Annotated in this window: 20 protein-coding genes; 9 read left to right on the top strand and 11 right to left on the bottom strand. The window is 71.1% G+C overall.

Going from position 1 to position 21,440, the window contains the following annotated elements; genetic code table 11:
• Positions 1 to 37: 37 nt before the first annotated feature.
• Positions 38 to 1,165, bottom strand: a complete 1,128-nt coding sequence (locus ACYQ8Q_RS12210; RefSeq protein ID WP_460064408.1) for a magnesium and cobalt transport protein CorA — start codon at positions 1,163 to 1,165, stop codon at positions 38 to 40.
• A gap of 258 nt (positions 1,166 to 1,423) precedes the next feature.
• Between ACYQ8Q_RS12210 and ACYQ8Q_RS12205 the strand changes: the two genes are divergently transcribed.
• Positions 1,424 to 2,218, top strand: a complete 795-nt coding sequence (locus ACYQ8Q_RS12205) for a methyltransferase (RefSeq protein WP_460064406.1) — start codon at positions 1,424 to 1,426, stop codon at positions 2,216 to 2,218.
• 237 nt (positions 2,219 to 2,455) lie between these two features.
• Here ACYQ8Q_RS12205 and ACYQ8Q_RS12200 read toward each other — a convergent pair whose 3' ends face one another.
• From ACYQ8Q_RS12200 to ACYQ8Q_RS12185, 4 genes are all read right to left on the bottom strand, one after another.
• Positions 2,456 to 3,526: a carbohydrate kinase family protein gene (locus ACYQ8Q_RS12200; RefSeq protein WP_460064404.1), complete on the bottom strand. Its 1,071-nt coding sequence runs from the start codon at positions 3,524 to 3,526 to the stop codon at positions 2,456 to 2,458.
• Complete coding sequence (locus ACYQ8Q_RS12195) at positions 3,523 to 4,431, bottom strand: pseudouridine-5'-phosphate glycosidase (protein WP_460064402.1); 909 nt, start codon at positions 4,429 to 4,431, stop codon at positions 3,523 to 3,525. The genes ACYQ8Q_RS12200 and ACYQ8Q_RS12195 overlap by 4 nt, the downstream gene beginning before the upstream one ends.
• A 148-nt stretch (positions 4,432 to 4,579) precedes the next feature.
• On the bottom strand, positions 4,580 to 5,134 hold the full coding sequence (locus ACYQ8Q_RS12190; protein WP_460064401.1) for a methylated-DNA--[protein]-cysteine S-methyltransferase: 555 nt from the start codon (positions 5,132 to 5,134) through the stop codon (positions 4,580 to 4,582).
• Between the two features lie 48 nt (positions 5,135 to 5,182).
• On the bottom strand, positions 5,183 to 6,055 hold the full coding sequence (locus tag ACYQ8Q_RS12185; protein ID WP_460064399.1) for a glycerophosphodiester phosphodiesterase: 873 nt from the start codon (positions 6,053 to 6,055) through the stop codon (positions 5,183 to 5,185).
• 276 nt (positions 6,056 to 6,331) lie between these two features.
• Between ACYQ8Q_RS12185 and ACYQ8Q_RS12180 the strand changes: the two genes are divergently transcribed.
• From ACYQ8Q_RS12180 to ACYQ8Q_RS12150, 7 genes are all read left to right on the top strand, one after another.
• Positions 6,332 to 7,195 (top strand): MHYT domain-containing protein, encoded by an 864-nt coding sequence (locus ACYQ8Q_RS12180; protein WP_460064397.1) that lies wholly within the window; start codon positions 6,332 to 6,334, stop codon positions 7,193 to 7,195.
• A gap of 82 nt (positions 7,196 to 7,277) precedes the next feature.
• On the top strand, positions 7,278 to 9,431 hold the full coding sequence (uvrB, locus tag ACYQ8Q_RS12175) for an excinuclease ABC subunit UvrB (protein ID WP_460064395.1): 2,154 nt from the start codon (positions 7,278 to 7,280) through the stop codon (positions 9,429 to 9,431).
• A gap of 160 nt (positions 9,432 to 9,591) precedes the next feature.
• Entirely contained in the window at positions 9,592 to 10,170 is a 579-nt protein-coding gene (locus ACYQ8Q_RS12170) for a TerD family protein (protein ID WP_055636494.1), read from the top strand.
• A gap of 52 nt (positions 10,171 to 10,222) precedes the next feature.
• Entirely contained in the window at positions 10,223 to 12,259 is a 2,037-nt protein-coding gene (locus ACYQ8Q_RS12165) for a TerD family protein (RefSeq protein ID WP_460064392.1), read from the top strand.
• Positions 12,260 to 12,492: 233 nt separating this feature from the next.
• Positions 12,493 to 13,494, top strand: coding sequence for a TerC family protein (locus ACYQ8Q_RS12160; RefSeq protein ID WP_460064390.1), 1,002 nt, complete (start codon positions 12,493 to 12,495; stop codon positions 13,492 to 13,494).
• A 125-nt stretch (positions 13,495 to 13,619) separates the two neighbouring features.
• Positions 13,620 to 13,934, top strand: coding sequence for a hypothetical protein (locus ACYQ8Q_RS12155; RefSeq protein ID WP_460064389.1), 315 nt, complete (start codon positions 13,620 to 13,622; stop codon positions 13,932 to 13,934).
• A gap of 66 nt (positions 13,935 to 14,000) precedes the next feature.
• Positions 14,001 to 15,101, top strand: coding sequence for a calcium:cation antiporter (locus ACYQ8Q_RS12150; RefSeq protein WP_460064387.1), 1,101 nt, complete (start codon positions 14,001 to 14,003; stop codon positions 15,099 to 15,101).
• Between the two features lie 10 nt (positions 15,102 to 15,111).
• On the opposite strand, the gene ACYQ8Q_RS12145 is transcribed toward ACYQ8Q_RS12150, so the two are convergent.
• Positions 15,112 to 16,383, bottom strand: a complete 1,272-nt coding sequence (locus ACYQ8Q_RS12145; protein WP_460064385.1) for an MFS transporter — start codon at positions 16,381 to 16,383, stop codon at positions 15,112 to 15,114.
• Between the two features lie 196 nt (positions 16,384 to 16,579).
• Between ACYQ8Q_RS12145 and aroQ the strand changes: the two genes are divergently transcribed.
• Positions 16,580 to 17,053 (top strand): type II 3-dehydroquinate dehydratase, encoded by a 474-nt coding sequence (gene aroQ, locus ACYQ8Q_RS12140; RefSeq protein ID WP_460064383.1) that lies wholly within the window; start codon positions 16,580 to 16,582, stop codon positions 17,051 to 17,053.
• 54 nt (positions 17,054 to 17,107) lie between these two features.
• On the opposite strand, the gene ACYQ8Q_RS12135 is transcribed toward aroQ, so the two are convergent.
• The 5 genes from ACYQ8Q_RS12135 to ACYQ8Q_RS12115 all read right to left on the bottom strand — a co-directional run bounded on the left by ACYQ8Q_RS12135 (position 17,108) and on the right by ACYQ8Q_RS12115 (position 21,338).
• Positions 17,108 to 17,860: an amino acid ABC transporter ATP-binding protein gene (locus ACYQ8Q_RS12135; protein WP_460064382.1), complete on the bottom strand. Its 753-nt coding sequence runs from the start codon at positions 17,858 to 17,860 to the stop codon at positions 17,108 to 17,110.
• Complete coding sequence (locus tag ACYQ8Q_RS12130; RefSeq protein ID WP_460064381.1) at positions 17,857 to 18,774, bottom strand: amino acid ABC transporter permease; 918 nt, start codon at positions 18,772 to 18,774, stop codon at positions 17,857 to 17,859. Before ACYQ8Q_RS12130 ends, ACYQ8Q_RS12135 begins: the two co-directional genes overlap by 4 nt.
• Complete coding sequence (locus tag ACYQ8Q_RS12125) at positions 18,771 to 19,655, bottom strand: ABC transporter substrate-binding protein (RefSeq protein ID WP_460064380.1); 885 nt, start codon at positions 19,653 to 19,655, stop codon at positions 18,771 to 18,773. Before ACYQ8Q_RS12125 ends, ACYQ8Q_RS12130 begins: the two co-directional genes overlap by 4 nt.
• A gap of 329 nt (positions 19,656 to 19,984) precedes the next feature.
• Complete coding sequence (locus ACYQ8Q_RS12120) at positions 19,985 to 20,641, bottom strand: MBL fold metallo-hydrolase (RefSeq protein ID WP_460064378.1); 657 nt, start codon at positions 20,639 to 20,641, stop codon at positions 19,985 to 19,987.
• A gap of 10 nt (positions 20,642 to 20,651) precedes the next feature.
• Positions 20,652 to 21,338, bottom strand: coding sequence for a maleylpyruvate isomerase family mycothiol-dependent enzyme (locus ACYQ8Q_RS12115; RefSeq protein ID WP_460064376.1), 687 nt, complete (start codon positions 21,336 to 21,338; stop codon positions 20,652 to 20,654).
• Between the last annotated feature and the right edge of the window lie 102 nt (positions 21,339 to 21,440).

Here is a 21,440-nt window from a genome sequence, read left to right as displayed (position 1 = left end):
ACGCCCCGGCCCTGCCGCCGCCCGGGGCCGGGTGCCCTCAGAGCCAGCCGTTGCGCCGGAAGCCGCGGTACAGCACCAGGCAGGCCACGGATATCACACCGATGACCAGGGGATAGCCGAACCTCCAGTGCAGCTCCGGCATGTGATCGAAGTTCATGCCGTACACCCCGCAGACCATCGTCGGCACCGCGATCACCGCGGCCCAGGCGGTGATCTTGCGCATGTCCTCGTTCTGCGCGACGGTGACCTGCGCCAGATGCGCCTGAAGGATGGAGTTGAGCAGTTCGTCGAACGCGGCGATCTGTTCCGTGGCCCGCAGCAGATGGTCGGAGACGTCCCGGAAGTACGCCTGTATCTCCGGTTCGATCACCCGCACCGGGCGGTCTGCGAGATCCAGCAGCGGGCGCTTGAGCGGGACCACCGCCCGCTTCAGCTCCAGGAGTTCACGCTTGAGCTGGTAGATGCGCCCCGGGTCGGCCCGTGCCCCGTTCTCCGCGAAGACGTCCGCCTCGACCTGGTCGATGTCCCCCTGTACCGCGTCCGTGACGTTCAGATAGTCGTCCACGACATGGTCCGCGATCGCGTGCAGCACCGCCGACGGGCCCTTGGTGAGCTGCCCCGGATCGGACTCCAGCTCCTCGCGCAGTGGGCCCAGCGAGCCGTGCCGCCCGTGACGGACCGTGACGACGAAGTCCTGGCCGACGAAGACCATGATCTCGCCGGTGTTCACCACCTCGCTCGTCGCGGTCAGCTCCTCGTGCTCGACGTAGCAGACCGTCTTGAAGACCGCGAACAGTGTCTCGCCGTACCGCTCGACCTTGGGGCGCTGGTGGGCCTCGACGGCGTCCTCCACGGCCAGCGGGTGCAGGTCGAAGAGTTCGGCGATGCCCGCGAACTCGGCGTTCGTCGGTTCGTGCAGCCCGAGCCAGACGAAGCCCTGGCCGCTCTTGCGCACCCGCTCGACCGTCTCGACCAGATCCTCGCAGACAGGGGCGCGCACACCCTCCTGGTAGGTCACGCAGTTCACCACCGAGGAGCCCAGCGGGGAGCGCGCGTGGTGACTGAGATCGACCCGGGCGCGACGCCGGGCGAGCCGTGCCACCCCGCGCAGGCCGCCGACCCGGCCGAGGCCGGTGACCTTCCGCAGATTCCCTGCCATGGTCATCTGGATCTCCTTGCGTGGCTCTCCTCGCGCCGTACTCCCGCGCCCTGGTCCGCCAGTTTGCCAGGCTCGCGTATGCCGTGGGTAAGCCTGTGGAAAGGGCTGGTTCCGGTTTGTTCCCGCCTGTGGACAACGGTGTTACCCGCCACCACCGATGCGGGTTCCCCGCCCTCTCCCGACAGGAACACCACGACGCCCCGGCATGGATTCATGGCCGCGTCGACCGCCTCCGGCAAACGGGAGAACTGGGATGATCGGCACATGACGCGAACCGACGGGTACCTTCTCGACAACCGGCAGACCGAGGCGGCGGAGCGCTTCGACGCCTTCGCCGCCCTCTTCGACCCCACGACGTTCCGCCACCTCGAGGGGCTGGGGGTCGGCCCCGGCTGGCGCTGCTGGGAGGTCGGGGCCGGCGGGACCTCGGTGGTGGCCTGGCTGGCGAAGAAGGTCGGCCCCACCGGCAAGGTCGTCGCGACCGACATCGACACCTCCCGGCTCACCCCGGCCGCCCGCCCGCCGGTCGAGGTGCGCGTCCACGACGTCGGCGTCGAGGAGCCCCCCGCCGAGGGCTTCGACCTGGTGCACGCCCGGCTCGTCCTGGTCCATGTCCCGGACCGGGAACGGGCGTTGCGTTCCATGGTGAAGGCCCTGCGCCCCGGCGGACGCCTGCTCGTCGAGGACGGTGACCCCGCCCTCCAGCCCCTGCTCTGTCCCGATGAGTACGGCCCCGAACAGCAGCTCGCCAACCGGCTGCGCCACGGCTTCCGCACGCTGCTCGCCGACCGGGGCGCCGACCTCTCCTACGGCCGTAAGCTCCCGCGTCTGCTGCGCGAGGCCGGACTCCAGCGCGTCGAGGCCGACGCCTACTTCCCCGTCACCTCACCCGCCTGCGCCGCCCTGGAGTCGGCGACGGTCCGCCAGATCCGCGACAGACTCGTCAGCGCCGGTCTCGCGACCACCGAGGAGATCGACTGCCATCTGACCAACGTCGCCTCCGGCACCATGGACCTGGCCACGGCCCCGATGATCTCCGCCTGGGGACGCAAGGCTTAGACCCGGCGGGACCGCTTGTCGGGGACGGGACAGCCTCAAGGACCGCGGGGTTGTGGGACCGAGGGGTGTGCGCGGGCCACGCCGACGCCCGGCGGCGGGCGGGCCGACCGCCGGGCACGACTGGGCCGCGACCGGGGACCGCTGGGCCGCCGTCCGCCCGAGCACCGCCGGGCCGTCCGCCGGGAGCCACTTGGCCGTCCGTCGGAGAACGGGCCGATGCGCCCCGCCGACGCGGCCTCAACCGGTGGCCCGGGAGCCGGTGACCTGGGAGCCGGTGGCCCGGGTTCCGTTCGTGACCGCCGGTGTCGTCCCGTCGCCGGGAGTGGGCGGCCGGGCTCCCACCCGTTCCACCGCGCGGGCTCCCGCCCGGCACCCCTCGGCCGCCGCTGCCGCAGGCTCGTCGCCCCGCAGGAGGGAGGCGAGGAAGGCGCCCGTGAAGGCGTCGCCGGCGCCCGTGGTGTCCCTGGGGGTCGCGGGGACGGCCGGAACGGCGGCGACGACCGCGCCGCCGCGCGCGATCAGCGCCCCGCCGGCCCCCTGCTTGGCCACGACGAGCGGGACACGGCGGCTCAGCTCGGCCGCCGCCTCCGCTCCGTCCGGCAGACCGGTCAGCAGACACGACTCGTCACGGCTCGGCAGCAGTACGTCCACCCCCTCGACGAGCGAGAGGAAACGCTCGGCGCCCAGCTCCACCAGGAAGCCCGCCGACGCCGGATCGAGGCTCGTCGGCACTCCGCGCGCCCGTGCCGACGCCAACGCCGTACGCACCAGGGCCCGCCCGGACGCGGAGAACAGCAGATAGCCCGACAGATGCAGGCGGCCCACCCCGTCCAGCAGGGCGTCGGACCAGTCGCCGGGCTCCAGCCGCAGCGCGGCCCCGCTGTCCGTGAGGAACGTCCGCTCGGCCGCGGCCTGTGCGTCCACCAGACAGATCACCGTCCCGGTCGGTGCCTGCGGATCGACGACGAGCCGGGGCCGCACCCCGCACGCGGTCAGCTCCCGTTCGTGCCAGGCCGCCGAGTCCGCACCGACCCGGCCGAGCAGCCGTACGTCGGAACACCCCCGGTGCGCCGCCCAGCACGCCACATTGGCGCCCGCGCCGCCCGGCAGGGTCCGGATCGCGGCGGCCGTGTCCGTACCCGACGCCAGCGGCCCCCGATGCCGTGCGACGACGTCCGTCACCACGTCCCCGACGACCAGCAGCGCCCCGCCCGGCGGGTTCCCGCCCTCGGACGAGGGCGGAGCCGGTACCGCTGCCGTGCCCGGCCCGCCGCGCGGGCGCTCCGGTCCGCCCGGGCGTCCGGTCATCCCTCGGCCCAGGCCGCCGCGATCCTGGCCGCGAGGCTGACGTTGCCGCGCACCGCCGCCAGATTGGCGCTCAGCGACGCCCCGTCGGTGTGCCGGACGAGGTGGTCGAGGAGGAACGGAGTGACCCCCTGGCCGGTGACGCCCGCCTCCTCGCACGCCTGCAGCGCGTCCGCGAGCACGCGCGCGTGCACCTCGGGATCCAGCTGCTCCTCCTCGGGCACCGGGTTGGCGACGATCAGCGCCGACTCCGGCCCGCCGAGCGTGTCCTGGGCCCGCATCACCTCGGCCACCTGCGCGGGGGTCTCCAGCGTCCAGTCCACCGGATGACCCGAGTCGGACAGGTAGAAGCCCGGGAAGCGGTCCGTGCCGTATCCGGCGACGGCCACGCCCAGGGTCTCCAGACGCTGCAAGGTCGCCGGAACGTCCAGGATCGACTTCACGCCCGCGCACACCACCGTGATCCTGGTCCGCGCGAGCAGCCCCAGGTCGGCCGATTCGTCCTGGGTCACCGTCCATTCCCGGTGCACCCCGCCGAGCCCGCCCGTCGCGAACACCCGGACCCCCGCCAGTGCGGCCAGCAGCGCCGTCGCCGACACCGTGGTCGCGCCGCTCGCCCCCGAGGCCACCGCGAGCGGCAGGTCACGGTGGCCCAGCTTGCGGATGCCGTCCTCGTTGGCGACCCGCTCCAGCTGCTCCTTGTCGAGGCCGATATGGGGCCGCCCGTCCAGCACGGCGATCGTCGCCGGAACGGCGCCCTCCGAGCGGACGGCGGCCTCCAGCTCCCGCGCCACCTGGAGGTTGCGTGGGCGCGGCAGCCCGTGAGCGATGATCGTGGACTCCAGAGCCACCACGGGTCGACGCGCGTCGACCGCCTCCCGCACCTCTTCCGACACCACCAGCACCATGCGCCTGTCTCCTGTCCTCGGGCCTTCCCTCATCTCTGGCGGGCGGCGCACCCGGCCAAACCCCGGCCGCCTGTGGGGGACGCCACCGGCCCGCGACGCATGGCGGACGCGACCCCCGCCGACGCGGAGCCCGGTACCCCGGAGACCCTCAGAACAGCGGCTCGGGCAGAACCCCTTCCAGCGCGAGCAGCTTCCGCTTGGTCTCCAGACCGCCCCCGAACCCGCCGATGCCGCCGTCGCTCTCGACGACCCGATGACACGGCACGACGACCGGCAGCGGATTGGCGCCCATCGCCGTGCCCACCGCCTGTGCCGCCCCCGGCTGCCCGACCCGCCGGGCCAGATCGCCGTAGCCGACGACCGCGCCGTACGGCACTCCGGAGGCGAGTTCGCGCAAAACCTGGCGGTTGAAGCCCGAGATCAGCGACCAGTCCAGGGGCAGCTCGAAGGTGTGCCGCTCACCCGCGAAATAGGCGTCGACCTGGCGTATCGCCTCGGCCAGCAGCGGAGAGCCGGGCGCCTCGACGGGCTCGGTGCCCAGGCGGCTCGCGAGCCTGCCGAGCGCCTGGTCACGGACCGCCTCCGTGGCGTGGAACACGACGTTGACCAGGCCCTCGCGGGTCGCGGCCAGCAGCAACGGACCGATGTCGGTGCCGACCACGGCCCAGACGACCTGCTGTCCGTCCCGCCCAAGACTGTTCATGCGCCCCACCGTACGACCCGCCACTGACAACGCCACCGCCATGCCGGGTCAGTACCGGTACAGGGCCCTGCGCACCACGTCGGGCTTGTTGGTGATCACACCGTCGACCCCGTACCGGGCAGCGGTCCTCGCCCTGGTGGCGTCGTCGACCGTCCAGACGAAGACCTTCATCGGCCTGCCGTGCGGTCCCTTCAGCGCGTGCACCGCGTCGACATAGCTCCGGGACAGAGCGGTGTGCGAGGGGTTGATCAGGTCGGCGAAGACCGCGTACCGGGCCAGGTCCGCCTCGGCCGGCGCACCCAGCAGACCGGTCCGCACCGCGGGCTTGAGTTCGTGCACCGTGCGCAGGCTGTCGGCGCTGAAGCTCTGCACGATCAGCCGGCCGCTCACGTGCTGCTGGTCGAGCCAGCCCTCGTTGGTCAGCAGCTTCAGCGTCTGCTGCTCGATGCCCGGATACAGCTCGGGGTTCTTGATCTCCAGCAGTAGCTTCTGGTGATGGTGCTCCACGCGCTGCATGTACTGCTTCAGAGTGGGCACGCGCGTGCCCGTGTACATCGCGCCGAACCAGCTTCCCGCGTCCAGCCGGGCGATCTCGGCCGCCGTAAAGTCCTTCACCTTCCAGGGTGCCCGGCCGGGAAACACCTCCTCCACGTTCGTCGTACGGCGGAGGCTGTCGTCGTGGATCACCACGAGCTCGCCGTCCTTGGTGCGCTGGACGTCGTTCTCCACCCAGACGATGCCCAGGGCGGCGGCCTCGTCGACGGCGCCCAGGGTGTTCTCCGGCGCCAGCGTCGAGGCACCCCGGTGGGCGACGACCACGGCGTGGGTGGCGATGCCCGCCCGGGCGTCGTGGACGGGGAGCAGAAGGGCGACGGCACCCAGGAGCGCGGTGGCCGAAACGGCTACTGTGCGCGCGTGCATGCGTACTCCTCGCGTCGATGCTCACGTACCGCTCAACTGTGACAGCACAGAGTCGACGACGGAGGGGGTGCGGGATGACCGGAGGGTGAAAGAGGAAGGCGATCGAGGCCGCTCACCGCTGCCGCACATGTGCGGCAAGGACGTGTTTCTTTGCCGGAAAATCGTTCGACCATTCCGGTGGGAGTCATACTCTCTCTCAGCCTTGACCGCTAGCGCGGTCCTGGGAGGGGCGCGTACAGGAAAAAAGCAAGCAACAGGGCGGAAGGGCAACCGCGCATGCAAGGCACGGTCGACGGATTCAGCTACGGAATCGTCACCCCGCTGGTGGCCTACCTCATGGCCTGCCTCGGCGGTGCGCTCGGCCTGCGCTGCACCACCAGAGCCCTGCTCGTCGCCCATTCCTGGCGCCCCGGATGGCTGGCCCTCGGCTCCGCGGCGATCGGCTCGGGCATCTGGACCATGCACTTCATCGCGATGATGGGCTTCACGGTCAAGGGCGCCCCGATCCACTACGACAAGCCCACGACCTACGCCAGCCTCGGCGTCGCCATCCTCATGGTGGGCGTGGGGGTCTTCATCGTCGGCTACCGGGGCGCCACCGGAACCGCCCTGTTCACCGGCGGCACCATCACCGGCCTGGGCATCGCGTCCATGCACTACCTCGGCATGGCCGGGATGCGGTTCGACGGCAAGCTGGAGTACAACACGTTCACCGTCGGCGTCTCCGTCGCGATAGCCATGGCCGCGGCCACCGCGGCGCTGTGGTCGGCCGGACAGGTCAGAGGCTTCCTGTGGAGCGTGGGCGCCAGCCTCGTCATGGGGCTCGCCGTCACCGGCATGCACTACACGGGCATGGCCGCGCTGAGCGTCCACCTGCACACCACCGGCACCCCGGCCGAGGGCGACTCTCCCGCGACCCTCCTCGCGCCGATGCTGATCGGCCCCCTCGCCTTCCTGGTGCTCGCCGGCGTCGTCGTGATGTTCGACCCGCTGATGGTGGGCAAGCCCCGCTGGACCCCCGTCGAACACAAGCCCGGCGTCCCGGCGCACCCGAGCGTGCAGCACTCCGCCCGCCGCCCGGTGCTGCGGCCCCGCCGCAAGGTCTCCCACCGCGAGTCCCGCGCCCCGCAGAACCGCTGATCCCGCCCCCGGACCCGGGGGCCGCCCGCACGAAACCGCTGATCCGGTCCCGTTGTCAGTGGGGGGTCGTACGGTGGATGGCATGCGGCCCGTCTCTCACATCGAACGCACGGTGGCGCCCTTCGAGGTCGTCAGCCCCTACCAGCCCAGCGGCGACCAGCCGACGGCCATTGCCGAGCTCGCCCAGCGCGTGGAAGCCGGCGAGAAGGACGTCGTCCTCCTCGGCGCGACCGGCACCGGCAAGTCCGCCACCACCGCGTGGATGATCGAGAAGCTCCAGCGGCCCACCCTGGTGATGGCGCCGAACAAGACCCTGGCCGCCCAGCTGGCAAACGAATTCCGCGAACTCCTCCCGAACAACGCGGTCGAATACTTCGTCTCGTACTACGACTACTACCAGCCCGAGGCGTACGTACCGCAGTCGGACACCTACATCGAGAAGGACTCCTCGATCAACGAGGAGGTCGAGCGGCTGCGCCACTCCGCGACCAACTCGCTGCTCACCCGGCGGGACGTCGTCGTGGTCGCCTCGGTGTCCTGCATCTACGGCCTCGGCACGCCGCAGGAGTACGTGGACCGGATGGTCCCGCTGAAGGTCGGCGAGGAGATCGACCGCGACGACCTGCTGCGCCGCTTCGTGGACATCCAGTACACACGCAACGACCTGGCGTTCACCCGCGGCACCTTCCGGGTGCGCGGCGACACCATCGAGATCTTCCCGGTCTACGAGGAGCTCGCCGTCCGCATCGAGATGTTCGGTGACGAGATCGAGGCCCTGTCCACGCTGCACCCCCTCACCGGCGAGATCATCAGCGACGACGAGCAGCTGTACGTCTTCCCGGCCACCCACTACGTCGCGGGGCCGGAGCGCCTGGAGCGGGCCGCCAACGACATCGAGAAGGAGCTGGGGGAGCGCCTGGCCGAACTGGAGAAGCAGGGCAAGCTCCTGGAGGCTCAGCGGCTGCGCATGCGCACCACGTACGACCTGGAGATGCTCCGCCAGATCGGCTCCTGCTCCGGTGTCGAGAACTACTCGATGCACTTCGACGGCCGCTCGCCCGGTTCCCCGCCGAACACCCTGCTCGACTACTTCCCGGACGACTTCCTGCTCGTCATCGACGAGTCCCATGTCACCGTGCCGCAGATCGGCGCGATGTACGAGGGCGACGCCTCCCGCAAGCGCACCCTGGTCGACCACGGCTTCCGGCTGCCTTCCGCCCTGGACAACCGTCCCCTGAAGTGGGAGGAGTTCCAGGGCCGCATCGGGCAGACCGTGTATCTGTCGGCGACGCCCGGCAAGTACGAGCTCTCCCGCGGGGACGGCGTCGTCGAGCAGATCATCCGCCCCACCGGCCTCGTCGACCCCGAGGTGGTCGTCAAGCCCACCGAGGGCCAGATCGACGACCTGGTGCACGAGATCCGGGCCCGCGTGGAGAAGGACGAGCGTGTCCTGGTCACCACGCTCACCAAGAAGATGGCCGAGGACCTCACGGAGTACTTCCTGGAACTCGGCATCCAGGTGCGCTATCTGCACAGCGACGTCGACACCCTGCGCCGCATCGAGCTGCTGCGCGAGCTGCGCGCGGGGGAGTTCGACGTCCTGGTCGGCATCAACCTCCTGCGAGAGGGTCTCGACCTGCCCGAGGTCTCCCTGGTGGCGATCCTCGACGCCGACAAGGAGGGCTTCCTGCGCTCCGGCACCTCGCTGATCCAGACCATCGGCCGCGCGGCGCGCAATGTCTCCGGCCAGGTGCACATGTACGCCGACAAGATCACGCCCGGCATGGAGCGGGCCATCGACGAGACCAACCGCCGCCGCGAGAAGCAGATCGCCTACAACAAGGCGAACGGCATCGACCCGCAGCCGCTCCGCAAGAAGATCAACGACATCGTCGCGCAGATCGCCCGCGAGGAGGTCGACACCGAGGAGCTGCTCGGCACGGGCTACCGGGCGAAGAAGGACGGACGCGGCACCAAGGCTCCCGTGCCCTCCCTCGGCGACAAGGCGGCCAGGGCGGCCACCGGCACCACGTCCAAGTCCGCCAGGGGCAAGGCCAAGGAGGCGGTCCCCACCGACCGTCCGGCGGCCCAACTCGCCGAGCAGATCGAGGAGATGACGGAGCGCATGCGGGCCGCCGCCGCGGACCTGCAGTTCGAGGTCGCCGCCCGGATCCGCGACGAGGTCTCCGAGATGAAGAAGGAGCTGCGACAGATGAGGGAGGCGGGTCTGGCCTGACGGACCCGTGCGGTCGCCCTGCCCGGGCCGCGACGCGCAGTGTTGCAAGACCGACACAAAGTGCGTGCCCGGGTACGGCACTGTCAGTGGCTGTGCGTAGGGTTTTCCGCAACCGCGGACTCCGCGGCAACAGGGGACAGTTCGAGAGGGGAATCAGCCCGTGACCGTCAACATGACCAAGGGCCAGGCCATCAGTCTGCAGAAGAACGACGGGGGCAGCCTGACCGCGGTCCGTATGGGTCTCGGTTGGCAGGCGGCCCCGCGGCGTGGCCTGTTCGGCTCCCGTACGCGGGAGATCGACCTCGACGCCTCCGCCGTGCTGTTCGCGGACAAGCAGCCCGTCGACGTCGTGTTCTTCCGTCACCTGGTGAGCGACGACGGCTCCGTCCGGCACACCGGTGACAACCTCGTCGGCGGTGTCGGCCAGGGCGGCGACGACGAGGCGATCCTCGTCGACCTCGCGCGCGTCCCGGTCCACATCGACCAGATCGTCTTCACCGTGAACTCCTTCACGGGCCAGACCTTCCAGGAGGTGCAGAACGCCTTCTGCCGCCTGGTCGACGAGACCAACGGCCAGGAGTTGGCGCGCTACACGCTCGCGGGCGGCGGCGCCTACACGGCCCAGATCATGGCCAAGGTGCACCGCTCGGGCGCGGGCTGGACGATGACGGCCCTCGGCGCCCCGGCCAACGGCCGTACCTTCCAGGACCTGATGCCGGCGCTCGTGCCGCTCCTGTAGCAGGCCCCGGCCGACCGACACGACAACACCACGCGACACAGGGGGACAGGCGATGACGGCCGAGCTGGTGCGGGGGCAGAACCACCCGCTCTCCACGGTTCGCCTCGAGATCAGGATCTCGGCCGGCACGCCGGTCGTGGCCGCGGCCACGCTCAGCGACGAGAACGGCAGGGCGCAGGGCGTCGAATGGATCGCCCACCCGGGCTCCCCGACCCTGCCCGGTCTGGAGGTCTCCCGGCAGGCGGCGGCCGATCACCGTCTCGCGGTGGACCTGGACGCCATGCCGGCGAGCGTGCACCGGGTCAACATCCTGCTCTCCCTGCCCATGGGCGACGGGGGAGGCCCGGTCAGCTTCGGCTCCGTGCCGCCCCCCGCCGTCAAGGTGACCGGTCTGGACGGCACCGAGATCGCCGGGTACACCGTCACCGGTCTGAGTGCCGAGTCGGCGGTCGTCGCCCTGGAGCTCTACCGCCGCCAGGGCGCCTGGAAGGTGCGGGCCGTCGGCCAGGGGTACGCGGGCGGCCTCGCCGAACTCCTCACCGACCAGGGCCTGCCGCAGGCGCAGCAGCTCGCGGCCGGTATCAACGAGGCCGTGGCCCAGGGGCTGGCCCGCTCGGTCCCGGCCCCGCCCCCGCGTACGCCCGACGGCGACCGCTCCCGGCAGGCGGCCGCGTCCGCCCTCGGCCCGGACCAGAACGGCTCCGTGTACGGGGCGCAGGGCACGACCGGCTACCCGGCCGGCGCACCCACGGGTTCCGTGCCGACGAGCGGGCCGACGAGCGGGCCGACGGACCCCGTTCCCACGGGTGCGGCACCGGCGGATCCCACCACCCCGCAGCCGGTTCCACCGACTTCGCCCGCCACCGGCGGCCCCGTCGACTACGTCCACCCCGGCAGGCGGAACGCCGCTCCGCCGCCGCCCCCGCCCACCGCGCCGCCGGCCCAGCCGGGGCAGCCCGCCCCGCCCGTCGCGGGCGACGCGACCGGCTGGTCGATGGAGGAGCGGCTCTACAACCAGGTCTGGGGCATGTTCGAGGACCTGGCCCGCACCACGGCCGCCTACCGCAGCGCCGTCGACTTCGCCGACACCCGTATGGAGAAGGAGCTGGACCAGGTCCTGTCCGACCCCCGCAGCAGGATCGGCGGCCAGGGGGACGCGGCCCGCGAGGCGGCCCAGGCCCGGCACATCCAGCTCGTCGACCAGGCCCGGCAGGCCCTGGAGCGGGACCTCGTCCAGCTCGGCGCCGAGTCCGACGTCGTCGAACCGGCGCTGCCCCCGGCCTACGCCCGCTGGGACAACCCCGTCTGGCACGCCTACCGCGTCCCGATGGAGATGCCCATGGCGCTGCGCCTGGGCGACCTCCAGCTGCCCGAGAGCGACCCGCTGCGCATCCCGATGCTGGTCCGTCTCCCGCTGGAGCGCGGCCTGTGGATCGACAGCGGTGGCCCGGGATCGGCCGAGGAGCCGTTCACCGACTCCCACGAACTGCGGCACCTCGCCCTGGTGTCGGCCGTGGCGCACACCGCCCGGCTGCTGGCGGTGTATCCGGCGGGCGAGTTCACCGTGCACGTCGTCGACCCGGCGGGCTCCGGGGCGCAGGCGCTCGCACCGCTCGTCCGGGCCGGGGTGCTCGCGGCCCCGCCGGCCGCCGGCGCGGCGGGGGTGGCGGATGTCCTGGGCCGGCTGACCCAGCGTGTGGACCTGGTGCAGATGGCGGTGCGCGGCGGGGCCGCAGACTCCCTCCCGCCCGGCTTCGACACCTCCCAGCAGCTCCTCGTCGTCAACGACTTCCCGCACGGCTTCGACGACCGTGCCGTCAACCAGCTCCGGTACCTCGCGGACGAGGGTCCCGCCGTGGGTGTCCATCTGATGCTGGTCGCCGACCGGGAGGACGCCTCCGGTTACGGTCCGTTGCTGGATCCGCTGTGGCGGGGGCTGCTCCGGCTGACCCCGGTGCCCGACGACCACCTCGCGGACCCCTGGGTGGGGCATGCCTGGACCTATGAACCGGCTCTCGTGCCGCCCGGCAGCGAGGTGCTCCAGCAGGTGCTGGCCCAGGTCGCGATCGCGCGTACCAAGCACACGTAAAGCCACTCCGACCTGGTGACTTGGTCTTTCTTTTACTTACCCCTTTACCTTTCCTTGGTGATTGGGTACTGTTTTCCGTACGGAGGGGAGTACTCCCTTGCTGCGGCGCACCCGTCAATACGGATCGAAGTGGATCCCGGGACGCCGGCCCGTCCCGCCGGGGATCGGGTGGAAGAGACCTCCGGCAGCGCGACGACGCTGATTACCTGCCGTTACGTACTGCCGGAGGCGCAGTGGATGTTTCCCTGAACCTATGGGTTCTCACCATCGTGGGTCTGGCCGCCCTGATCGCGGTCGACTTCTTCATCGGCCGTAAGCCGCATGACGTGTCGATCAAGGAAGCCGGTATCTGGACCGTCGTCTGGATCGCCCTGGCCGGGCTCTTCGGTCTCGGCCTGCTCGTCTTCGGCGGCGGTCAGCCCGCCGGAGAGTTCTTCGCCGGCTTCATCACCGAGAAGTCGCTCAGCGTCGACAACCTCTTCGTCTTCGTCCTGATCATGGCGAAGTTCGCCGTCCCGTCGCAGTACCAGCAGCGGGTCCTGCTGGTGGGCGTCCTCATAGCCCTGGTCCTGCGGGCCGTCTTCATCGCCGCGGGCGCCGCGATCCTCGCCAGCTTCGCCTGGGTGTTCTACCTCTTCGGCGCCTTCCTCATCTGGACCGCCTGGAAGCTCATCCAGGAGGCCCGGGCCGACGAGGAGGACGAGGAGTTCGAGGAGAACAAGCTACTCAAGGCGGCCGAGCGCAGGTTCGGCGTCGCCGACCGCTACCACGGCACCAAGCTGTGGATCGAGCAGAACGGCAAGCGGGTCATGACCCCGATGCTCGTCGTGATGCTCGCGATCGGCACCACCGACGTCCTGTTCGCGCTGGACTCCATCCCCGCGATCTTCGGCCTCACGCAGGACCCGTACATCGTCTTCACGGCCAACGCCTTCGCGCTGATGGGCCTGCGGCAGCTGTACTTCCTCATCGGAGGCCTGCTGAGGAAGCTGGTCCACCTCAGCTACGGCCTGTCGATCATCCTGGGCTTCATCGGCGTCAAACTGGTGCTGCACGCACTGCACGAATCCGGCGTCCACGTCCCCGAGATCAGCATCCCGGTCTCGCTCGGCGTCATCTGCGCCGTCCTGATCGTCACCACGATCACCAGCCTGCGCGCCTCGAAGAAGCAGGCGGCGGCCGAGGCGGCGCGAACGGAGAGCGAAGGCGCTCCGAAGGACAGCATCCAGGCCTGACCACGGACGACGTAGGAACAACCAGCCCGGTCGGCGGCGCGCGGCACATTGCCGACCGCCGCTCCCGGTGCTTCCTTTGGACACGGGCGCCCGCACCAGGGGCGCCCGCTACGGGCGGAGGCACCATGAGCAGTTCACAGAAGTTCGTCCAGATCATCGACTTCGAGACCGACCGGATCGACGAGATGCGCGCACTCGCCGAGGAGGGGGACCAAGCACTCGGGGACGGCGCCGGCGGCCCCGTGCGGCGCCTCGTCCTCAAGGACCGGAGCCGGCCGGGCCGCTACCTGGTCGTGGTCGAGTTCGACTCCTACGAGGAGGCCATGCGCAACAGCGCATCCCCCGAGACGAGCAAGTTCGCCGAGCGGATGGCAGCGCTCTGCACCAAGCCCCCGTCCTTCACCGACTGCGACGTCGAGGACGTCACCGCGTTCGAGTGACGCGAGGGCCGCACCGGCCGCAGGAGCCGGAATGCGAAGCCCCGACAGCTCTGCGACGATCGCTGCATGATCGCTCGGCTCAGGACGCTCACCACCCGGTGGACGACCCTCGTGCCGGTGCTGGCCGTGGTGCTCCTGGTCCTGACCTGGGGACGCGACCTGCCTGTGGCGGTCGTCGTGCTGGTCACGGTCGTCCTCGCCGGATCCGTCCTGGCCGCCGTGCACCATGCCGAGGTCGTCGCCCACCGGGTCGGCGAACCCTTCGGCTCGCTGGTCCTCGCGATCGCCGTGACGGTCATCGAGGTCGCCCTGATCGTGACCCTGATGGTGGACGGAGGCGACAAGTCCGCGACCCTGGCGCGGGACACGGTCTTCGCCGCCGTGATGATCACCTGCAACGGCGTGGTCGGCATCTGTCTCCTCGTCGCCTCATTGCGGCACGGCACAGCCGTGTTCAACCCCGAGGGCACGGGCGCCGCGCTGGCCACCGTGGCGACGCTCGCCACCCTCAGCCTGGTCCTGCCGACCTTCACGACCAGCAAACCGGGACCGGAGTTCTCCTCCGTCCAGCTCACCTTCGCCGCACTGTCCTCGCTGATCCTCTACGGCCTGTTCGTGGCGACCCAGACCGTCCGGCACCGCGACTACTTCCTGCCGGTCACCCGCCAGGGAGAAGTGATCACCGCCGACGACCACGCGGGAGTCCCGTCCTCACGGGCCGCACTGATCAGCCTCGGCCTGCTCGGCCTGGCCCTGATCGGGGTGGTGGGCCTGGCGAAGGGCGTCTCGCCCACGATCGAGTCCGGGGTGGAGGCGGCCGGACTGCACCAGGCCGTCGTCGGCGTGGTCATCGCCCTGCTCGTGCTGCTTCCCGAGACCATCGCCGCCCTGCGCTCCGCCCGCCGCGACCGGGTGCAGACCAGCCTCAACCTCGCGCTCGGCTCCGCCATGGCCAGCATCGGCCTGACGATCCCCGCGGTCGCCCTCGCCTCCATCTGGCTCTCCGGCCCCCTCGTCCTGGGCCTGGGCGCCACCTACATGGTGCTGCTCGCGCTGACCGTCGTGGTCAGCTCCCTGACCGTGGTGCCGGGACGGGCCACCCCGCTCCAGGGCGGTGTGCACCTCGTCCTGTTCCTGGCCTACCTGGAACTGGCGATCAACCCCTGACGGGCACGGCTCACTCCAGGACCGGCTGCACGGCCGTCAGCCGCACCGGCCGCGTCTCCGGCAGCAGCGCGAAGCAGCCCAGGCTGACCAGCGCGATCACCGTGAGATAGGCGCCCACCCCCCACGGGACCCGCCCCGAGTGCTCCGCCAGCGCCGTCGCCACGATCGGGGTGAGCGCACCCCCGAGGACACCGCCGAGGTTGTAGCCGACCGCCGCGCCCGTGCAGCGCACCCTCGGCTCGTACAGCTCGGGCAGATAGGCCGCGATCACCCCGAACATCGTGACGAACGCGAGGAGCGCCCCGAGGAACCCGAGGAACATCGGCAGGGGAGCGCCGGTCGACAGCAGCGCCACCATCGGCAGCATCCACAGCGCCGCCGCCGCACAGCCCACGAGACACAGGGGCCGCCGTCCGAAACGGTCGCCCAGCATCGCCGCCACCGGCGTCAGCGCGCCCTTCACCACCACCGCGCCCATGATGCAGGCCAGCATCACGGTGCGGCTCACCCCGAGGCGTTCGGTGGCGTACGCGAGGGACCAGGTGGTCACGGCGTAGAAGATCGCGTACCCGACGGCCAGCCCGCCGGCGGTCAGCAGGACCAGCCGCCAGTGCTCGCGCACGACCTCCGCCAGCGGCACGCGCGCGTGCTCGCCGATCTCCAGGAACCGGGGGCTCTCCGGGAGCGACGACCTCAGCCACAGCCCGAGCACCGCCAGCACCCCGGCCGCCCAGAACGGCACCCGCCATCCCCACGCGGCGAACTGAGCCTCCGTCAGCGTCGCCGACAGCACCAGCACCACCCCATTGGCCAGCACGAAGCCGACCGCCGGCCCGACCTGCGGAAAGCTCGACCACAGCCCGCGCCGCTCGGCCGGCGCGTGCTCCGCCGTGAGCAGCACCGCGCCGCCCCACTCCCCGCCGAGCCCCAGCCCCTGCAGGAACCGCAGCACGAGCAGCAGCAGGGGCGCGGCCACCCCGATGCTGCCGTACGTCGGCAGGCAGCCGACCGCGACCGTGGACGCCCCGGTCAGCAGCAGGGAGGCGACGAGCACCGGACGCCGGCCGCGGCGGTCCCCGATGTGCCCGAAGAGCACCGATCCGAGCGGCCTCGCCACGAAGCCCACGCCGAACGTCGCGAACGCGGCCAGCGTCCCGGCCAGCGGCGAGAACGTCGGGAAGAACAGCGGCCCGAGAATCAGCGCGGCCGCGGTGCCGTAGACGAAGAAGTCGTAGAACTCGATGGCCGTCCCCGCCAGCGAGGCGGTGGCGAGCCGTGGCATGGAGGGCGCCCTTACGGTGCGTACATCGTGCATGCCGCGTCAACTACCCATGGTGACGACCGGTTACGGGGGCGCACGGGGGTGACCGGAGGGTCGGCGGGAGACCCGGGCGACTTCCCGGCGCGCCGTTCCACCGTGATAGACCGGGTCCGAGCGGCGGTTCCCGACGGACCGCCCCGAACGGACCGGAGGAACCGTGCCGCACACCCTGGCCACCGCCCCGATCATGATCCTGAACGGCCCCAACCTGAACCTCCTGGGTCAGCGCCAGCCGGAGATCTACGGGTCCGACACGCTCGCCGACGTCGAGGCGCTGTGCGTGAAGGCGGCGGCGGCCCACGGCGGCACGGTGGACTTCCGCCAGTCCAACCACGAGGGGCAACTCGTCGACTGGATCCATGAGGCGCGCCTGAACCACTGCGGCATCGTGATCAACCCGGGCGCCTACTCGCACACGTCCGTGGCGATCCTGGACGCGCTCAACACCTGCGACGGCCTGCCGGTGCTGGAGGTCCACATCTCCAACATCCACAAGCGGGAGTCCTTCCGCCACCACTCGTACGTCTCCCTGCGCGCGGACGGGGTCATCGCGGGATGCGGGGTGCAGGGATATGTGTTCGGGGTCGAGCGGGTCGCCGCGCTGGCGGGGACGGGGAAGGCCGACACGTAAGCACCGGTCTCCTGGAGCACGCCCCTTACCGGCGCCGCCTGCGCCCGCCGGTGATCACAGCCGGCCGGCCTCCACGATCCGCCGCAGGAAGCGCCGGGTGCGCTCCTGCCGCGGGTCGCCGAAGATCTGCTCGGCCGTACCGCGCTCCAGCACGACCCCGCCGTCCAGGAAGCAGACCTGGTCGGCGACCTCGCGGGCGAAGCCCATCTCGTGCGTGGCCAGCACCATGGTCATGCCGTCGCCCTTCAGGTCGCGGACGACGTTCAGGACCTCGCCGACCAGTTCAGGGTCGAGCGCGGCGGTGATCTCGTCGAGCAGCAGCAGCCGGGGACGTACGGCGAGGGCGCGCGCGATCGCCACACGCTGCTGCTGTCCGCCGCTGAGCCGGTCGGGGTACTCACCCGCCCGGGCGCCCAGCCCGAGGCGCTCCAGCAGCTCCCTGGCGCGTTCCTCGGCCTCCGCGCGCGCCACGCCGTGCACCCGGCGCGGGGCCAGCGTGATGTTCTCCAGCACGGTCATGTGCGGGAACAGGTTGTACGACTGGAAGACCACGCCGATACGGCGCCGTACCGCGTCCTGGTCGGTGCGCGGGTCGGTGATCTCCTCGCCGTCCAGCCAGATCGCGCCGTCGTCGATGTCCTCCAGGAGGTTGGCGCAGCGCAGCAGCGTGGACTTGCCGGAGCCGGAGGCGCCGATCAGCGCGGTCACCGTGTGCGGGGCGACCTCCAGGTCGACGTCCCGCAGGACGACCGAGCCGCCGAAGGTCTTGCGGACGGACTCCATCCGCAGCACCGGGGCGTCGCTCATGTCGTTCCTCCCTGGGCCCGCCGGCCGTCCATCCGGGCCGTCACCCAGTCCGTGAAGCGGGTCATCGGAATGGTCAGCGCGACGAAGACCAGCCCCGCCACGATGTACGGCGTGTAGTTGAGGCTGCGGCCCACGATGATGTCCGCCGCGCGCACGGCGTCGATGGCACCGCCGATCGACACCAGACCGGTGTCCTTCTGGAGGGACACCAGGTCGTTCAGCAAGGGGGGCACCTGGCGGCGCACCGCCTGGGGGAGTACGACGTACCGCAGCGCCTGACGGTTGGACAGGCCGAGGGAGCGGGCCGCCGCGCGCTGCGAGGGGTGCACGGACTCGATGCCGGCGCGGAACACCTCTGCGACGTACGCCGAGTACGTCAGGGTCAGCGCCGTACCGCCGAGCAGCACCGGGTCGACCGTCACGCCCTGGAGCCGCAGCGCGGGAACGCCGAGGACCACGATCATCAGGTTGATGATCAGCGGCAGTCCGCGGAAGAAGTCCGTGTACGCGGCAGCCAGCACCCGCAGCGGGAAGAACACCGGACCGCGCAGGGTGCGGGCCACGGCGATGAGCATGCCGAGGACGAGGACGGCCACTCCGCAGACGAACAGCAGCCGGACGTTCAGCCAGAGCCCTTCCAGGACCTTGGGGAACGCCTCGCGCGCGTACTGCCCGCTGAAGAAGGTCTCCTTGGTACGGGGCCAGCCGGGCGCGCCGACGACGATCAGATAGAGGACGACGGCGGTGACCAGGGTCGACAGGGCGGCGACGGCCGTCGCGCGACGGGCCCGTGTGCGACGGTAGCGCTCGCGGTCCAGCCGCCGCTGCGACGGGACGTAGGCGTCACCGCCGCCGGACATGTCCCCCTGGTCGTCCGCACCCTCCTGGCCGGACTCCTCCTTCGTGACCGTCACTTGAGCACCGGGGCGTCGACGGCGTCGGAGAGCCACTGCTGCTCGATCCTCGCCAGGGTGCCGTCCTCGCGGAGGGCGTCCACGGCGTCCGTCACGCACGAGGTGAGGGCGCTGCCCTTGTCGAGGACGAGCCCGAACTGCTCGGGCGTGCCGCCCTGGTTCTCGAACTGGCCGACGATCTGGGCGTTCGTCACCTCGGCGGAGGTGATGTAGAACGCGGTGGGCAGGTCGACCACGATCGCGTCCACCTGGCCGTTCTTCAGGGCGGACTTGGCCTGGTCGTTCTTGGCGTAGACGGCGGCCTGCTGACTCGGCTTCACCAGGTCGTCGATGTAGTCGAGGCTGGTGGTGCCGACCTGGGCGCCCAGCTTGAGGCCCTTGAGGTCCGCGATGCTCTTCGCCTTCGCGGCCTTGCTGCCCTTCAGTGCGATGACGGCCTGGCGGACGTCGTAGTAGCCGGAGGAGAAGTCCACCGCCTTCTTGCGTTCGGCGCTGACGGACACCTGGTTGATGTCGAAGTCGAAGGTCTTCTCACCCGGCGCGAAGGCCTTGTTGAACGGCACGCTCTGCCAGACGACGGCGCTCTTGTCGTACCCGAGCTGCTGCGCCACGGCGTACGCCACCGCCGACTCGAAGCCCTCGCCGTTGGACGGCTTGTCGTCCTTGAACCAGGGCTCGTACGCCGGTTCGTCGGTGGCGATCGTCAGCTTTCCCGAGGTCTTGGTCGCCAACTCGCCCTTGGCGCAGGTCTTTCCCGCCGAGGCGGAGGACGTGGCGGACGCGTCGGCCTCGGGCTGCGGGGCGCAGCCGACCGCGGTCGCGAGGAGGGCGACGGTGGCGCCGGCGGCGGCGCGGCGCAGAACACGAGGGGCGAGGTGCATGGCGGGAGAGTGGCAGCGAAACCCGTGTTTGTCCACGTCAACCCCGTGTTTGTCCGCATGGTGGGAACGGGTGTTGCGTTCTCGTGAACAGGTGCGCGAAGTCGGGGCCTGGGCCGCCGGCCGAGGGCGGGGATCGAAGACCGGCGGCCCATTCCGCGCCGGAGCCGTCATCCCGCGCGGGGCTGAGACCAGTTGACCGCGCAACCAGGTGTGGGGGGAGCGCGCGCGAGGCGTCGGCGCGTGCGCACGATTCACACGGGGCGCGCGAACGACTCCGCGCGCCCCAGTGTCAGGAACTCACCACCCGTGCCCCTGTGCCGAACGCGAACTCACCACCCGCGCGCGTGCCACTCCGGCAGATGCGGCCGCTCCGCGCCCAGCGTGGTGTCGTTGCCGTGGCCCGGGTAGACCCACGTCTCGTCCGGCAGCACGGCGAAGATCTTCGTCTCGACGTCGTGGATCAGGCTGGCGAACGCCTCCGGATCCTTCCAGGTGTTGCCCACGCCGCCCGGGAACAGGCAGTCGCCCGTGAAGACATGGGGATGCCCGTGCGGGTCGTCGTAGACGAGCGCGATCGAGCCCGGTGTGTGTCCGACCAGGTGCCGCGCGGTGAGCTCGACGTTCCCCACCCGGACGGTGTCGCCGTCGTCGAGCAGGACGTCGGTCGGCACGGGGATGCCCTCGGCGTCCTCCCGGCCCGCGTAGGTGCGCGCGCCCGTGGCCGCCACGACCTCGGCGAGCGCCTGCCAGTGGTCGCCGTGCCGATGGGTGGTGACGACGGACGCGATGCCGTCGTCACCGATCGTCCCGAGCAGCGCCTGTCCGTCGTTGGCCGCGTCGATCAGCAACTGCTCGTCCGTGGCCCGGCAGCGCAGCAGATAGGCGTTGTTGTTCATCGGGCCGACCGCGATCTTGGTGATCATCAGGTCCTTGAGCTCGTGCACGTCCGCCGGGCCGCCGACCGTCACCTCTCCGCTGTACGTCATGACGGCCAGCCTATAGCGGGGGCAGGGCCGGGAGCGGACCGCCGGACACGGTCAGCCCGGATCCGTCGCGGCGTCCGGCGAGCCAGCCCAGGAGGTCGGCCGGGGCTCCGGTGACGATCACCTCGGGGTCGTCGGCCTCCCGTCCCGTGCGCCACGCGCGCGTGCCGTTTGTCAGCCGGGTCGGCGGCACGTCGGGGTGTCCGGCGAAGCGGTCCGCGAGGAAGTCGGTCTCCCGCTCGGTGAACTCCTGCGGCAGGTCCTCCAGCGCATAGCCGATGCCGAGGTCGACGTGGTGCAGCTCGACCTCCCCCCAGCGTCTGAAGGGCACCCGGGCCGCATGGTCGGTGACGCCGTTGCGCAGCTCCACCGTGCGGGACCAGTCGGCGGGCACGGCCGCGGCCGCCTGGAAGCGGGCCGCGCTCTCCCGCACGTCGGCGAGCTGGACCTCCAGGGGGCGCGGGGCGTCCCGGTCGATGTCGGCGTCGCGGACGCTCGCGTCGGCGTACATGGGGCGGCCCTCGAAGACGTTCACGAGGGCGTCCGCGTTACGGGCGAGATGGGCGAGGACGTGACCCCGGCTCCAGCCGGGCAGCAGCGACGGCTCCGCCACCGCCGCGTCGTCCAGTTTGCCGACTGCGGTGAGGAGCCGGTCGGTCGCTTCACGTACAGACGCCAGGTCATGAGCGTGATCAATCATGCTGCTGACCTTAGTGCCACCACTCCTTCGGGTGAAGGTGGCGGACCACGGCCCAAAATCGAATGTGCGTGCTATATGGTCGGTGGCGGCATCGGGCATGCT

The organism is Streptomyces sp. YKOK-I1, from assembly GCF_054660435.1.
Note: the sequence above shows the minus strand (reverse complement) of the source record. Positions and strands in the feature narration are given on the sequence as shown.